At 38.1% G+C, this 15167-nt stretch carries 13 protein-coding genes and 1 riboswitch; of the genes, 7 read left to right on the top strand and 6 right to left on the bottom strand.

Translation table 11 applies throughout. The features are described 5' to 3' along the window. Window position 1: 1 nt before the first annotated feature. The 4 genes from AKG34_RS04010 to AKG34_RS03995 form a co-directional block, all read right to left on the bottom strand. On the bottom strand, window positions 2-1462 hold the full coding sequence (locus AKG34_RS04010) for an alkaline phosphatase family protein (RefSeq protein WP_053344887.1): 1461 nt from the start codon (window positions 1460-1462) through the stop codon (window positions 2-4). Further along, window positions 1459-2388 (bottom strand): lysylphosphatidylglycerol synthase transmembrane domain-containing protein, encoded by a 930-nt coding sequence (locus AKG34_RS04005; RefSeq protein ID WP_053344886.1) that lies wholly within the window; start codon window positions 2386-2388, stop codon window positions 1459-1461. The genes AKG34_RS04010 and AKG34_RS04005 overlap by 4 nt, the downstream gene beginning before the upstream one ends. After that, window positions 2372-3319, bottom strand: coding sequence for an NAD-dependent epimerase/dehydratase family protein (locus AKG34_RS04000; RefSeq protein ID WP_053344885.1), 948 nt, complete (start codon window positions 3317-3319; stop codon window positions 2372-2374). The genes AKG34_RS04005 and AKG34_RS04000 overlap by 17 nt, the downstream gene beginning before the upstream one ends. Window positions 3320-3424: 105 nt before the next feature. Continuing rightward, window positions 3425-4576: a hypothetical protein gene (locus AKG34_RS03995; RefSeq protein WP_053347981.1), complete on the bottom strand. Its 1152-nt coding sequence runs from the start codon at window positions 4574-4576 to the stop codon at window positions 3425-3427. Window positions 4577-4830: 254 nt separating this feature from the next. Here AKG34_RS03995 and AKG34_RS03990 point away from each other — a divergent pair, with 254 nt between their 5' ends. Further along, the gene (locus tag AKG34_RS03990) at window positions 4831-6180 is read left to right on the top strand and encodes a UDP-glucose dehydrogenase family protein (RefSeq protein ID WP_330219139.1); all 1350 of its coding nucleotides are present in this window, start codon (window positions 4831-4833) and stop codon (window positions 6178-6180) included. Between the two features lie 650 nt (window positions 6181-6830). On the opposite strand, the gene AKG34_RS03985 is transcribed toward AKG34_RS03990, so the two are convergent. Beyond that, window positions 6831-7655, bottom strand: a complete 825-nt coding sequence (locus AKG34_RS03985) for an MBL fold metallo-hydrolase (RefSeq protein ID WP_053344883.1) — start codon at window positions 7653-7655, stop codon at window positions 6831-6833. A 611-nt stretch (window positions 7656-8266) separates the two neighbouring features. Then, window positions 8267-8373: riboswitch (SAM riboswitch) on the top strand. A gap of 65 nt (window positions 8374-8438) precedes the next feature. Here AKG34_RS03985 and AKG34_RS03980 point away from each other — a divergent pair. Genes AKG34_RS03980 through AKG34_RS03970 form a run of 3 tightly spaced genes read left to right on the top strand, consistent with a single transcriptional unit; the run spans window position 8439 to window position 10985 of the window. Then, window positions 8439-9455: a methionine ABC transporter ATP-binding protein gene (locus tag AKG34_RS03980; protein ID WP_053344882.1), complete on the top strand. Its 1017-nt coding sequence runs from the start codon at window positions 8439-8441 to the stop codon at window positions 9453-9455. Beyond that, a complete protein-coding gene (locus AKG34_RS03975; RefSeq protein ID WP_053344881.1) occupies window positions 9442-10110 on the top strand; it encodes a methionine ABC transporter permease in 669 nt (222 codons plus the stop codon). The genes AKG34_RS03980 and AKG34_RS03975 overlap by 14 nt, the downstream gene beginning before the upstream one ends. Before the next feature lie 53 nt (window positions 10111-10163). Then, window positions 10164-10985, top strand: coding sequence for a MetQ/NlpA family ABC transporter substrate-binding protein (locus AKG34_RS03970; RefSeq protein WP_053344880.1), 822 nt, complete (start codon window positions 10164-10166; stop codon window positions 10983-10985). Window positions 10986-11227: 242 nt separating this feature from the next. Here AKG34_RS03970 and AKG34_RS03965 read toward each other — a convergent pair whose 3' ends face one another. Beyond that, window positions 11228-11473, bottom strand: coding sequence for a DUF1450 domain-containing protein (locus AKG34_RS03965; RefSeq protein ID WP_053344879.1), 246 nt, complete (start codon window positions 11471-11473; stop codon window positions 11228-11230). A gap of 242 nt (window positions 11474-11715) precedes the next feature. Between AKG34_RS03965 and hppD the strand changes: the two genes are divergently transcribed. From hppD to fahA, 3 genes are read left to right on the top strand one after another with little or no spacing between them, the layout of a single operon-like run. Further along, window positions 11716-12837: a 4-hydroxyphenylpyruvate dioxygenase gene (hppD, locus tag AKG34_RS03960; protein WP_053347980.1), complete on the top strand. Its 1122-nt coding sequence runs from the start codon at window positions 11716-11718 to the stop codon at window positions 12835-12837. Window positions 12838-12896: 59 nt separating this feature from the next. Then, window positions 12897-13841 carry a hypothetical protein gene (locus tag AKG34_RS03955; RefSeq protein WP_053344878.1) on the top strand — a complete coding sequence of 315 codons (945 nt, stop codon included), beginning with the start codon at window positions 12897-12899 and terminating at the stop codon, window positions 13839-13841. Beyond that, window positions 13838-15130: a fumarylacetoacetase gene (gene fahA / locus AKG34_RS03950; RefSeq protein WP_053344877.1), complete on the top strand. Its 1293-nt coding sequence runs from the start codon at window positions 13838-13840 to the stop codon at window positions 15128-15130. The genes AKG34_RS03955 and fahA overlap by 4 nt, the downstream gene beginning before the upstream one ends. Window positions 15131-15167 lie beyond the last annotated feature (37 nt).

The raw sequence follows: 15167 nt of genomic DNA, 5'->3' as shown, positions 1-15167 counted from the left end.
TTTATTCCTCTTTCTTCTTGCTAATTGCATCTAACAATACTTTTCCCCGGCTATGACTAGGGAAAGGCGCTCCCAACAAGTACGATATAGTTGGTGCCATGGACACGAGGCTCTTTTTTTCTTGGACTTTTTTCCCCTTTTCAATATGTGGACCATGAACAATAAATGGCACAAATCTTTCACCTTCATCTAAATGTCCATGTCCTCCAATCCCATCTGCTTGGCCATGATCAGCACAAATGAATAAAGTCGTATTGTCCATCTTGCCTTCCTTCTTCAGCCAAGAAACGAAATCTTCAATTAACACATCAGCTTCATGGATTTTTTGCAAATATTCATCATAAAAAACTCCCTGGCTGTGACCAGTTTGATCTGTTCCAATCATTTGAACAACGAACAAATCAGGGTCCTGCTCTTTCATGATTTTCTTTGCCCTTTCCATAATATTAGGGTCAGCTTTATCTTTATGCATAACCGCGGTAACGGTTTCTACATCATCCCCCATTGAATCCACCAAATGGGCGATTCCAAGAAGTCTGCCCTTTTTGCCTACTTTTCTTAACGAATCAAAAATACTTTCAACATTAATTCCTAATTTCCATACCATATTGGACTTAATTCCATGCTCAAATGGATAGGTCCCTGTGAACATCGAGCTAAAGCAAACGACTGTTCTTGCAGGATAGACGGTTTCCATATTCATATATTCTGTGCCGTTTTCTTTTAAAAGGTCTAAAAAAGGAGTATTTGCTTCATAAAAACGTTCCTTTCTCATTCCATCCACTACAATAACAATGACCTTATCAGAAATGGCTTCTCCTGGCTGCGGGCCCTGATCTTTTGAGTATGTTTCATATGCTTTTGGTTTCCAATCAAATAAATACCTATGAAGAATGTAGGCAAACACGAGTATAAATGCATAAAAAATCAAAAGTGAAAGAATATTGATGACCCCACCGGCCCTATTTGTTTCAAAAACCATTTCCCAAATAGATAGGATTAATAAAAACTTCGGCAATTGCTCCTGTGCGTTTCCACTAGTAGAATCACTATTTTTTAATACAAGTTTCCAAAAACGAGTGAAATTCAACCAAGAAGTCCCTATTCTCAAGTGATAATATAAAGTCCCCCAAAAGAATACCGTAAAAAAGAAGTAAAGGGCCATTGAAAATAAAAGAAGCCCTATATCAATATCTTTCCAAATGATTATAAAAATAACAAAAGGAATCCACAAATAATTCCTTAAAAAGAGTGGAAAATCAAAAACAAAATAGATGATTAATAATGGAATTACATAAATAAAGGCAAACATTAGGTCTTGGACCGCTTCTAGCGAGCCCAAAATCGCAGCATGGAATAAAACCATGGTTCCTAAGACAAAAATCGGTGTAAATGGCTTTCCTTCATTTAATAAGTTCCAACAGCGTGCAGCGATTTTTTCAAATTTTGATGCACTTTTCACTTTCTCCTCACTCCTTTTATCCAAACCCACCCTTTCACTGTTTTAAAAGAGACAGGATAAATTAATATAACAACTGCTCCAGCCATATAAGAAAATAAGAATTTCATAAAATGGGTTATGACCGCAATCGTATACCCTTCTATCAGAGGAAATCCAAATAAACCAAGAGCAAATACAAGAAAACTTTCATAATTACCGATACCACCAGGTGTAATTTGGAATATCTGTCCAGCAATGGTGATACTATTTGAAAACACAGTTTCAAAAAATGACAGGTCTCCTTTTAGCGCGAGGACCGTACCATAAAGAATTCCGCCTTCTAAGACCCAACTAAAAAAGGTAACTAGTATGATAGCCAGGCCATTTCTCCCTGAAAAAGCATTTTTAAGCAAAGAGATATGTCTTTTTAAAAAGGCAGGAAAATATTTATGTAAAACAGATAAAGTAATCATACAAAAGATACTACCGGCTATGATGCTCCATACAGGAAATTTAAAGCTTACATCCAGGCCTAACAGGCCTGTCAAGGTAATCCCTATTAAGCAGAGCATATCCAGAACCCTTAATACAACGACTGAATGTAAAGCTTCCTCATAGTTTACCTTGTCATCCCTTACACTTAAGATTTTGGCCCTCACTAGATCACCTACTTTTATAGGCAGTAGGTGATTCACCAATAAGCTATATAAAATCCCCAAAAGACATGTTGAAAAACGAGCCTTTCCTTTTAAATAAAGCTGCCAAGCCCATCCTTTTAAACAAAAAGAAAGGAAATAAACGATCCACATTATTACAAGCAAAAAAGGATGCTCAAATAATTCACTTATACCTTTCCATACCTGTTTCCCATCAAAATAATGAATGGTTAAGAAAACAAAAACAATAAGTATCAAAAAAGCAGGACCAAGCTTAAAGAATCGTCTCATTTTCCTTGGCCCACTTTACCGTTTCTGATAGTCCTTTTATAAAGTCTACTTTTGGTTCAAACCCTAACAATTGTTTGGCTTTTCCGATATCTGCCCACGTATTTACAACATCTCCCACGCGAGAAGTTTCTTTGTTTATTTTCATGTCAGGGAAGTGCCGTTTCAATTCAGCTAATAGAGTATCCATCAATATTGGTCTTCCCGATCCAATATTGATGACCTCACTTTTCATTAGTTGATTGATTGACAAATAAATGCCATTCACGATGTCATCTATGTATGTAAAATCACGTGCTCTTCCATCACCAAAGAGGGTAATTTCCTCCCCGTTCATTAACTTTTTGATAAAACTACCAATTGCCATGTCAGGACGTCCCCATGGACCATAAACGGTAAAAAACCTCAATATATTCACCTGAAAACCATATAGATATTCATAAACATGACAATAGGATTCAGCCGAATATTTGGAGGCAGCATACGGGGAAATAACCTTTCCGTTCGCCATCTCCTCCTTAAAGGGTCCTGATTGATTTCCATAAACTGAGGATGAAGAAGCAAATACAATTTTGGAAACACCTGCCTTACCTGAAGCTTCAAGCACATTAATCGTTGCTTTAATATCATAATCGACATATTTAAGAGGTTCTTCAATTGAATAAGCAACACCAGGTAAAGCTGCTAAATGAACAACTACATGAGGAGAAATCTGTTTAAATATGGTCACCATTTCTTCTCTATCCAAAAGATCCTTTTGAAAAAAGTGAAAGGACCCGAAACTCGCTACATTCTCCAATTGTTTCTTTTTTCTTTTTGGTGAATAATACGGATGAAGACAATCTATGACATATACATCGTGGTTTTCCTGAATAAGCCTTTTGACAAGATGACTTCCTATAAAACCGGCACCACCCGTTACAATAATCTTCATGTGAACACCCCATTGTTGTGAATCTCTATCACAACCAGTATAACTCTATTAACACAGAAAAAACCTTGTAATTTTCACAAGGTCTCCTCCCGTGCAAAATAATAATTATTTTGCCTTTTCAATGACTGATTGTAAAGTGGCTTGAAGTTCTTTCAGCAATGGCTCGCCAGCTTTTTTATCCTTCGCTTTAGCTGCTTCCAAATATTGTTGTGCATTATCCGTAAGCTTGCTATATTCTGCTTCACCTATTAACCCTTTAATATCTTCACCAATAATGTCGATAAATAGGGCACCTTCTAATGCTGTTATTGGAGATTTATCTTCTCCCCAAAATTCTTCACTTTCCTTATATTCATCAAGGGCAATTTTAGAGAATCCTCGAACAAACGCCTTATTAACCTCAGCAGGATCCAATTTCGTACTATCCGTTTGCAAATCAAATTGCTGTTGAATGAAGGCTGCTTCTTCTGCAGCATGCCCATTTAAATAACCGAATAAAGATTGATAGAAGGCCCAACCTTCTGCTTGCTCCACTTTTGCTTCTTCCTTATCCTTCTTTGCTGCCTCTGCCACTTTTGTTGCATAGCCATTTGGAACGGCACCAGTTGCTAGATAAAACGTTTTCATAATTGTTTTATCTACAACTTGCTTACCAAGTGAGAATCCTACTTGATCATCCGCTTCTACAGCTTTCTCCATCTCAGCAAATCCACCAGCAATCACGTCTACCATATTTGTTCCATATGCAGTATCACGTTTTTCTACTGTAGATTGAAGAATTGCGTAATATCCCTTCGCTTCTTCAATTTCCTTTGTTACATCTTCTTTATTACCCCATTTTTCATCTACTTCAGTAAAATCATGTTTCATCGTTGTATAAAAGACTTTTTGCATTAGTTTATCAAATATTTGCTTAACAACGACCTTGTCCATAGTACCTTCTTTACCAGCTTGTAATGCGGTTGTAATATGCTGATCCAATTTATCTTCGAATTCTGCATCTCTGTCTTGCACTAAGCTTTGCAGATTATTTTTATAAAGGTCCGTCACTTTATCATAGTCTACTTCTTTTCCTTCTTTAGCCTTCTCCAACTCAGTAATAGCTTCTTGGAAAACCTGTGCGTAATTCACTTCTTTTATTTCTGATTCTTTCTTTGTCTCTTCTTTATTAACTGTTTGTTCTTGCTTTTTCTCTTCGGCACCCTCACTTGCCTGTTTCTCACTAGTATTGCATGCTGTCAAAACCGTACCTGCCATTAAAAAACTAGCAAAGATAGCTGATAATTCTTTTTTTCTCACGATAGTATCCCCCGTCTATTTACATCATAATTGATAATGAATATCATTTCTAATTAAGATTATAATAGCGAATGATAATCAACGTCAATGTATTTCTTAAAATTAATTCGTTCCTTTTTACATTTAAGGAAATATTGGTTATAATTTAAGATTTACCTTAAAAAATGTTTATTATAAAATGTACTATAGTATTATATAAGGAAAACACGACAATGAGAGGAATAAATATGAAGAACATAACAATCGTTGGAACAGGTCATGTAGGACTAGTTACCGGAGTGACTTTAGCAGAAATAGGTCATCAAGTTGTGTGTTATGACATTAATGAAAATGATATTGCACTAATGAAAGCTGGAATATCTCCCTTTTATGAGCCAGAGTTAGCGGATTTATTGAAAAAAAATCTTAATAATGGTCAATTGTTTTTTACAAGCGATCCCAAACTAGCATTAGTAGATGCAGAGATTATATATATTGCAGTAGGAACACCTACTGCCGAAAATGGAAGTGTTGATCTTAGCAATATCAAAGAAGCTGCAAAAACCATTGCTGAAAACATTACGAAGCAAGAAGTAATAATAGTAACGAAAAGCACTGTCCCCGTTGGTACAAATAAATTAATCGAACAGTTAATCGTAACGAATTTAACAAATGAAGTTAATATAAATATTGTTTCTAATCCCGAGTTTTTAAGAGAGGGTTCCGCAATCTATGATACTTTTTCTGCTGATCGGATTGTTATCGGGTCCGATTGTGAAAAAGCAGCATCTATCATTGAAGAAATTCATAGACCTTTCGGGAGAACTATTTTTATTACGGATCTATTAAGTGCGGAAATGATTAAATATAGTTCAAATGCTTTTTTGGCAACTAAGATCAGTTTCATTAATGAAATCGCAAACCTTTGTGAAAAGGTGGGTGCCAACATAGAAGAAGTAGCACATGGAATGGGTCTAGATTTTCGAATAGGAACCCAATTCTTAAAAGCAGGAATTGGATTCGGGGGCTCTTGCTTCCCTAAAGACACTCGTGGTCTAATTCAACAGGCTACTGAAGCTGGGCAATCACTTGAAATTCTGGAAGCAGTAATAAAGGTAAATAAACAACAAAAGTATTCGTTAATGAATAAAGCAAAGCAACGTTTTGGTAACTTAAAAGACAAAAAGATTGCAATATTAGGATTGGCATTTAAACCGAATACAAACGACGTACGTGAATCAATTGCCATTGATATAGCTTCAGAGCTAACTATGCAGGGAGCATTGGTAACGGCTTATGATCCATTAGCACTTGAAGAAGCAAAGCAAATTTTGGGAGAAAAGATTCAATATGCTTTATCCATAGAGGAAGCTATAACAAATACAGACATGGTTTTTATAGCTACTGATTGGGATGAATTCAAAGATTTCCCCCTAGAAAAATATGAAATGTTAATGAATCATCCAATTATTTTTGACGGAAAAAATAGTTATTCCTTAGATGAGATTTCTGAATATAATATTGAATATTATTCAGTAGGCAGACCATTTCATAATATAAGTAATTTTTATAACCTGAAATAAATCAAAAAAGAACTAACCCTAAGACAGAATAATTAATTTGAAAAAGCACCTGCGTTCTTAGGCAGATGCTTTTTTGACGAGTCTCTTCTATTGTTTTTTTATTATATGAAACAAAAGGACACATGTCCTTAATTAAGGATTATGCCTACCTTTTGATTTAACCTAGATCGACTACACATTCTTGAATATATATTAACTCTCAAAGATGCCCGTCTCTAGCATTATAAGGAGCCCTCACTCGTTAGTTTCACTAAAGCTATCCTTTATCATTTTTTGTTCCTATCATTAAGCCGTGTAGACCGCCCGACAAAGAGAAAATAATAATGTGGTCTCCAATAGCGTTTAATAATGGCTTTTTAAGCAGAAGTCCAAATAGTCCCCCTATTTTTTCTTCATTATTTCACGTAATTCCTTATTACTTTTGGCCTGAACTATACAGAAAAGAGTGTCCCTTCATTTTTTGAAGAAACGCAAGATGATAGCTAATTAACCAAATAACCTTTTTTTATGTTTTGAAGCCCACAGCAACCATTTAGGTTTCGCTAGTTGATCTGGATTTAAAGTGCCCACACTACGTTGCGCCAATGGCTGATTGCGAATACATCCGCGGCTGTTATTCTCTTCCATAACATCTAATTGATGACATTTTTTTATGTTACTCCATTCTCCTCTGTAATCAACACATTTCCGTTTAATATCGATGTGATAATATGCTCCGAATCCCATTCGTGGCCAGATATCTCGATAAGCGGATATTGATTCGGCAAAACAATTTGCTGGATTTCATGAACTGCCAAGCCTTGATTATGCAATCGTAAAATTTCACCACTCAGGTTTTCCAGATAGTCCAGCTTTCTTTGAAACATTTCCTTCCCATTTGGGACATGCCCGGCATGACAACAAAAAACCTCTCCAAAATCATATTGAAGTAATCTATTTATAGAATCGATGATGACAGGGACAGATTCTTCCCGTAAAACAAGCTTTGTTTTCGGTGTAACGAATAGGTCACCTGAAAACAGCATGCCATTACTGTGATTCAAATACACCATATGGTCCTTAGCATGACCTGGGGTAAAGATTGGCTCCCACGTTTGGGTACGGGAATGAACAGTCCTCCCCAACGGCTCAGCTTTGAAGCCATCTCTCCTTCCCCAAAAAGCTTTGCGATAATCTGGATATTCAGCATCCTTCGCACATACATCAATCGACATCGGATGAATATAAATTGGAACTTTTCTATGTTCCTGTATCCAGGCGGCACCGCCAGTATGGTCCTCATGATAATGCGTTAGCGCCACTAAATCGAAGTCGGCTGATTCATAGAAAGGGATAAGTTCTTCCAATAAAATTTGGGCTGCCGTATCAATCAATAGGCCGTCTGTTAAAAAAGCATATACACTCATCCCCGACTTTATTCCTTCAGGGGTCCCTTGTACACAAACCACATCATTTATCGTCTTAATCTCTAGCATGGCTTCCCTCCTCATCAATTGTATAAAAATAGTTTAATATCCTATTTACCCCTTGTTCATTACAATAAATGTAATATTCCTCCATACTTTTGACAAGCAAATAGTATTTTCCTAGCAAAGACCCGTTGTATATTTTCCGGTAGAATCAAGGCACTGTTTGAAACCATTGTCATTGATTTAAGGTATTCTATTATGCAACGAAGAAAAGAAACAGCAAAAATCTGGCTTCGGTTAAAAGGAAGTTGTTAAGAAAGGGTACTCCGTATTTAAGTTTGGGCGATAAAAAAGCTAAAGCATTCATGATACAGACTTTGAAACAATACTTTCCTGACAAAAACTTCACGTAATTATTAAAAAAAATCGACAAACTGCTAAAAAGAACGAAGCTTTTCTTACAAAAACCTTGAAAAAGAATGACTTTACGACCATTAACGATGGATGATTCCATTACCCCGATTCGAAAAGAGGGAATTATCAAATACTAGATTTACCCTTTAAAAAATTAATTCACCTGAAAGTTATTCTAAAATTACAGAAATGATTGACAATGTGTGAATTTACAAATAATATAGATTATATTAGAAAACTTGTAATATTCCAAAATAATAATTTACTTATCAAGAGTGACTGAGGGAACAGGCCCTGTGATGTCCGGCAACCGCCCCAATCGGGAACGGTGCTACTTCCTGCAGAATGATTACATTCTGAAAGATAAGACGAAATAATTTCGCTGCCTCTTTCTGAATGATAGAGGCAGTTTTTTATGTTTAAGGGGGAAGGCTCATGATTGAAATCCGATCAGTCCGAAAGGATTACATATCGAAAAATACCCGAGTTGTCGGAGTGGATAACGTATCTTTGACAATTCAGACTGGTGAAGTTTATGGGATTGTTGGCTACAGCGGAGCCGGAAAAAGCTCATTAATACGCTGCTTAAATTTGCTTGAACGTCCGACAAAAGGAAATATCATTATTGACGGGATTGACTTAACGTCTTTATCAGGCAAAGAGCTTCGAAAACAACGACAAAAAACCGGTATGATATTTCAGCACTTTTCCTTAGTCAGTTCCAAAACCGTTTTTGAAAATGTTGCTTTCGCCTTGAAAGCCGCACACAAATCAAAGGGCGTCATCAAAAGTCGCGTTCTAGAGCTGCTGGACATAGTTGGGCTTAGTGATAAAAAGGATGTCTATCCGGCCCAGCTCAGCGGAGGTCAAAAGCAACGGGTCGGTATAGCGCGAGCCTTAGCCAATAACCCTACTGTACTATTATGTGATGAAGCGACTTCTGCCCTTGATCCAACAACAACAAAAGCGATTTTACAGTTATTAAAAAAGATTAGTCGGGAACTTGGTATCACTATAGTATTGATTACCCACGAAATGGAAGTAGTCAAAGAACTATGCCATCGAGTCGCTGTCATGCAGGATGGCAGGGTTATCGAAGAAGGATCTGTTTATGAGATATTTTCACAACCAAAGCAGCAGTTGACGAAGCAATTCATCAGCAGTGTATTGGATTTTGAGCTTCCCTCACACTTAATTGAGGAAAGCAAAGGAACGATTATTCAAATTCAATTTGAAGGGCCCACCGCCGGTGAATCAATTCTTTCCGATGCTCTACAAAAGTATTCAGTAAAGGGAAATATCTTGCACGGCAAAATTGAATATATTCAGGATGTTCCATTAGGAATCTTAATCATTGAATTAATTGGTGAGGCTGCTGAAGTTCAATCGGCACTGGAATATATAACAAATCGGACCAGTTCTGTGGAGGTATTGAAACATGTCACTGTTTGATTCCGTCGTCAATATTTTACCTGACCTTAATAAAGCCTTTCTCGAAACAATCTATATGGTTGGAATCTCCCTTGCGGTAGCCCTTCTAATTGGTTTACCTCTTGGAGTATTGCTGTTTACAACGACCAAGAATTTAATCTTTGAAAATAACGTCGTGAATCGATCTCTCGGTTTCGCTGTCAATATTGTCCGTTCAATCCCGTTTATCATTCTCTTAGTCGCCCTCCTTCCTTTAACGGATTTGCTTACTGGATCAACGATAGGGCCAAGAGCGGCTTCTGTTTCCCTATCTGTATCCGCGATACCTTTTTTTGCAAGAATCGTTGAATCGGCATTACGCGAAATAGATAAAGGTGTGATTGAAGCTGCAATTGCTGTAGGTGCCACTCCATGGATGATCATTAAGGATGTACTTCTTCCTGAGGCAAAACCGGGAATCATTCAAGGGTTGACGTTAACGACCATTTCACTTATCGGTTACTCAGCGATGGCTGGGACAATCGGTGGGGGCGGAATTGGTGACCTGGCCATTCGGTACGGCTATTACCGTTATGACAACACAGTCATGATCACGACAATCGTCGTGTTAATCTGCCTTGTACAAATCATTCAAATGGTTGGTGACAAGGCCTCATACTTAGTAAACAAACGATAGAATCAGTCATTTTAACAATGATTTAATACAACATATTACAGGAGGAATTTCAAATGAAAAAAATAGCTTCTTTATTATCTGTTTGCGCACTATCCCTTGGCTTGGCAGCTTGCGGAAGCGATGATGCTTCCCCAAAAACTGAAGACAAAAAAGAATTGAAAATCGGAGCAACTACCGGTCCTTACGCGGATATGGTAAAAGAGGCCATCAAGCCAGGCCTAGAAGATCTTGGCTACAAAATAGAAATCGTTGAATTCACTGACTATATCCAGCCAAATAAATCGCTTGGCAACAATTCAATCGACGCCAACCTTTTCCAGCACAAAGTGTATATGGATAACTTCGCAAAAGAAAATGATTTAGAGCTTTCTGACCTTGTTATTGTACCGACAGCACCAATGGGTATATACTCGAACAAATATAAATCGTTGAAAGACATTAAAGATGGTACATCACTAGCCCTACCGAACGATCCAGTTAACCTTGCACGTGCACTTAAAGTCCTAGTAGATGAAGATTTAATTGAAGTCAAGCCAGATGTCGATCCCTTAAAAATATCTGAAAAAGATGTAACAAAGAACCCAAAAAACATTCAATTCAAACCATTAGAATCGGCTCAATTGCCTCGTGCAACAGACAGCGTTGACCTATCAGCGGTCCCAGGTAACTTCGCTCTTGCAGCAAAAATGGATCTCCAAGATGCCCTTGTTTTAGAAAACATGCCGGATATGTATCGTAATGTTGTTGCTGTGAATACAAAAGATGTAGATGCACAATTTGCTAAGGATATTAAATCAGTAGTTGAATCAGACAAGTTTGAAGAAGTAATCGATAGCAAGTTTGCAGGCTTCGGAAAACCAGATTGGATGAAATAAGAAACCAAACCAAAAAATTCAAGGCCTGCTCCCTTTTTGGGAACAGGCCTTGAATTTTTCCCATCATATAAGCGAAGATATCAATCAATGCAATTAATAAGCATTTGTAGTAGGGTTTTACATATATTTTATCATAGATGGATGCTCTCTGAAGGTTCGCATGTTTCTCGGGGAAAACAATATAATGATATATTGTCAATCAAAGCAATAATCAATTATTCCTACTTTCATATTCTCGTTGTTCACACAGTGTCTCCTTGTTTAAGCCTAGCTACATATTCTTCAATTTTTTCGAGAAGTTCAACTGGATCGTTTGCGACAATGTTTACACCATTCACAACTGCAAACGGCTGCATTAAACATTGTCCGCAATACAACAAGCATCTATCCTCAATAACCTCTAGACCGCTACACTCCATTAATTTATCTTTCATAGTTTCCAACTCATCTTCGAAGTTACTAGGGCAGAACTTTACACTAATTTTCATATCTAATTCCCCTTTTATTTAGTTGCTAACATTTTAAGTAGATATACAAAAAATGTGCAAGAGTACACCTAAACGCAAATATGTTTTATCGCGTTAAAATGTTGCTACCATGATGGTCAACCGCGGTAAAACACATATTTGCGCGGTGAATTTTTATGTATTATGATGTGAACTATTACAGGCGGAAAATTAAGAAAATTCAGCTTATTTACGTTGAAAAAAATGATAAAGGAGCGGTAAATATGACTAAAAAAACAGTTGGATCTTCTAAAGCAAAGAAAGAGGAATTGTTTCCGGTTAAGAGTGTCCATTACGTAGAAATCTATACTGGGAACGCAAAGCAGGCTGCTTATTATTACGCAAACGCTTTCGGATTCAAGCTTATAGCATATAAAGGACTAGAAACAGGCTCCCGTGACCGTGTATCTTACGTTATGGCACAGGGCACCATCCGATTGATTTTAACAGGTACTCTATCAGACAGCACAGATGTGGCTGAGTTTATTAAAACTCATGGCGAAGGAGTAAAAGATATCTCCCTTCTCGTAAAAGACCTAGAAAAAACTTATGCGGGTGCTATTGAACGCGGTGGCATCGCTCTTCGAGAACCATGGGTGGAAGAAGATGAAAATGGGAAAGTAAGAAAGGCAATCTTAGGCACATATGGGGATACGATTCACACGCTTGTTGAGCCAATCGATTATAAAGGTGGATTTCTGCCAGGTTTTAAAGCTTGTGAGGACAACTTTGGAGCTCAACCTTCAGGCTTAATCGGTGTTGACCACCTTGTTGGTAATGTGGAAGTAATGGACGAATGGACAAATTATTATGAAAAAGTATTCGGTTTTACTGTTCTGAAACATTTTGATGATGAAAACATTTCGACCGAGTACTCAGCCCTAATGTCAAAAGTTATGATGAATGGAACAGGACGCATTAAGTTCCCGATCAATGAACCTGCTGTAGGAAAACGCAAATCTCAAATTCAAGAATTCCTAGATTACTATAATGGTCAAGGTGTTCAGCATCTTGCCCTTTTAACAAACGATATCATCACCACAGTGGCCACACTAAAAGAAAATGGTGTTGAGTTCTTAAAGACTCCTGACACTTATTACGCAGACCTCGCCAATCGTGTAGGGGATATTGATGAAGATGTGAAACGACTTCAAGAACTTAATATCCTTGTAGACCGTGATGATGAAGGGTACTTGCTCCAAATTTTCACAAAACCATTAGTTGACCGTCCAACTATGTTTATCGAAGTCATTCAGCGTAAAGGTGCACTTGGTTTTGGCGATGGAAACTTTAAAGCATTGTTTGAATCGATTGAACGCGAACAGGAACTTCGTGGAAATATTTAATATGAACCGGCCATCTGGCGTAATACCCAGTATGGCCTCCTATTATAGGAGGTGTGAGGTTGTTGTTAACAAAAGTAAATGGAATGTGGAAAGAGGAAGCGCTCAGTCATTTTATGACCGAACTTATTGATTATGCAGGCCTGTTTCCACCAAGTGCACTTCCGCTTCCAGAAGCAATTTCAAATTATCATGCATATATCCATGATTCAGACAGCTGGATGCTTGGTCCATTTGTTATTCCCGCTTCACGACTGAGTGAACTCGAACCATATAAAGATCAATTTAATGATCAATATCCACTTCGATTATCTGTTATTTTAACGAAACCCCTAGAAATTGAAACGGCTATGGGAGATATTCACCTTTTTTTAGAAACATATAAAACAGCTGGTACCATTGAGGCGATCGAAGTTCCGCTTCCAGAAAAAGTTGATTCTTCTTTCTTAGAGAAACTTGAAAAACAAACAGCCAGTTATCCGATTTATTGTGAAATAACAGGAACGATTGATCAACTTCCATACACATTGGATACTATTCGCTTGATCAATCAAAAATCTTTGAAAAGTATTGGTATTAAAATGCGCATGGGCGGCATTACATCGGATTTATTTCCTTCTGTCGAACAAGTAGCGATTGTTATTCATGAATCTCGAAAAAGAAATCTAACTTTAAAATTCACAGCGGGTCTGCATCATCCAATCCGCCAGTATCGAAATGAAGTGGAAACAAAAATGCATGGCTTTGTTAACGTATTTACAGCAGCCCTTCTTTCCTACTGCCATTCAATAGACAGCAAAATCATTGAAACCATTTTGCTGGATGAGGATCCAACACACTTTTCATTTACACCAGACACGCTTTCTTGGCAGAGTTTATCTATCAGTTCTTCCGAAATCAACAAAGCCCGCACTGTCTTCGCTGCTTCATACGGAAGCTGTAGCTTTGATGAGCCGCGTAAAGAACTTGGTGAACTGACTATTTTTAATGGGGAGGCACCACGATGAAATATTCTTTTATCGAAACAACACCGGAATCACATTTTCCGATTCAAAATTTGCCATATGGTATCTTTCAATTCAAAGACAAAGGCCCGCGTGCCGGTACAGCCATTGGTGAATATGTTCTTGATTTATCTGTAATTGACGATGCCGGGCTGTTAAAGGGGACCGGTGCAGAAGAAAAGAATGTCTTTTCCGCTTCTTCACTCAATCTATTTATGGAACTCGGCCGTCCCGCCTGGACTTCTGTACGTAAGAAATTACAATACCTTTTGGATGCGAACACGCCTGATTTACGTGATGATGAAGAACTTCGTTTAAAAGCGTTCCACCCATTGAAAGATGTAGAGATGCTACTTCCTGCAAAGATAGGAGACTATACAGACTTCTATGCCTCAAGAGAGCACGCAACAAATGTGGGGACTATGTTCAGAGGAAAAGATCATGCACTCATGCCAAACTGGACACACTTGCCGATCGGATATCATGGACGGTCCAGTTCTATCGTTCCAAGTGGTACAAAGGTGCGGCGCCCTTCGGGACAGCGCAAACCAAAAGATGCAGATCCAGTATTTGGTCCATCTATTCAGCTTGATTTCGAACTTGAAATGGGTTGGTTTATTGGACCTGGCAACCGCCCTGGAGAACCAATTCCAGTTAATCAGGCTGAAGATCATGTTTTTGGGCTAGTTCTCGTGAATGACTGGAGTGCACGTGATATTCAAGCATGGGAGTACCAGCCTCTTGGACCATTTAATTCTAAGAATTTCGCTACATCAATCTCTCCTTGGGTTGTGCCGCTAGAAGCACTAGATCCTTTTCGCACACCTGGGCCGCAGCAGGAACCGGAGCCGTTTCCATACTTACAGCAAACAAAAGACGGCGCATTCAATATTAACCTTGAAGCTCATTTGACACCAGAAAACACAGAACAATCAACCAAAATTACGAATACAAATTTTAGCTATCTGTATTGGTCGATTGCTCAACAGGTGGCTCACCATACCATTACTGGATGTAATCTACGCCCTGGTGACATGCATGCATCTGGTACTATCAGCGGTCCTAACCGTGAAGAACGTGGCAGCCTGCTTGAACTTTCATGGCGTGGCACAGAGCCGCTTAAACTTAACAGCGGCGGTAAACGAAGCTGGATTGAAGATGGAGACAAGTTGACTATCAGTGGCTGGTGCCAAGGAGATGGATATCGAATTGGTTTTGGTGAAGTAAGCGGTCAAGTTTTGCCGGCCCTTTCAGAGGCAATGATTTTAGGTACGCAAAACGTGAAGAAGTAGCACCTATATATAAAAGATGACAGCAACGGAAAAGGAG

It is taken from the genome of Peribacillus butanolivorans (assembly GCF_001273755.1).
Classification (GTDB): domain Bacteria; phylum Bacillota; class Bacilli; order Bacillales; family DSM-1321; genus Peribacillus; species Peribacillus butanolivorans.
The sequence above is the reverse complement of the archived record's forward strand: the minus strand, read 5'-3'. Positions and strand labels throughout refer to the sequence as shown.

Coding starts and splice junctions, on each gene's coding strand:
- AKG34_RS04005 (WP_053344886.1), bottom strand. CDS start 2,388: ATGAGACGATTCTTTAAGCTTGGTCCTGCTTTTTTGATACTTATTGTT.
- AKG34_RS03995 (WP_053347981.1), bottom strand. CDS start 4,576: ATGGCAGGTACGGTTTTGACAGCATGCAATACTAGTGAGAAACAGGCA.
- AKG34_RS03975 (WP_053344881.1), top strand. CDS start 9,442: ATGTCACTGTTTGATTCCGTCGTCAATATTTTACCTGACCTTAATAAA.
- AKG34_RS03985 (WP_053344883.1), bottom strand. CDS start 7,655: ATGCTAGAGATTAAGACGATAAATGATGTGGTTTGTGTACAAGGGACC.
- AKG34_RS03970 (WP_053344880.1), top strand. CDS start 10,164: ATGAAAAAAATAGCTTCTTTATTATCTGTTTGCGCACTATCCCTTGGC.
- AKG34_RS03965 (WP_053344879.1), bottom strand. CDS start 11,473: ATGAAAATTAGTGTAAAGTTCTGCCCTAGTAACTTCGAAGATGAGTTG.
- fahA (WP_053344877.1), top strand. CDS start 13,838: ATGAAATATTCTTTTATCGAAACAACACCGGAATCACATTTTCCGATT.
- AKG34_RS04000 (WP_053344885.1), bottom strand. CDS start 3,319: ATGAAGATTATTGTAACGGGTGGTGCCGGTTTTATAGGAAGTCATCTT.
- hppD (WP_053347980.1), top strand. CDS start 11,716: ATGACTAAAAAAACAGTTGGATCTTCTAAAGCAAAGAAAGAGGAATTG.
- AKG34_RS03990 (WP_330219139.1), top strand. CDS start 4,831: ATGAGAGGAATAAATATGAAGAACATAACAATCGTTGGAACAGGTCAT.
- AKG34_RS03980 (WP_053344882.1), top strand. CDS start 8,439: ATGATTGAAATCCGATCAGTCCGAAAGGATTACATATCGAAAAATACC.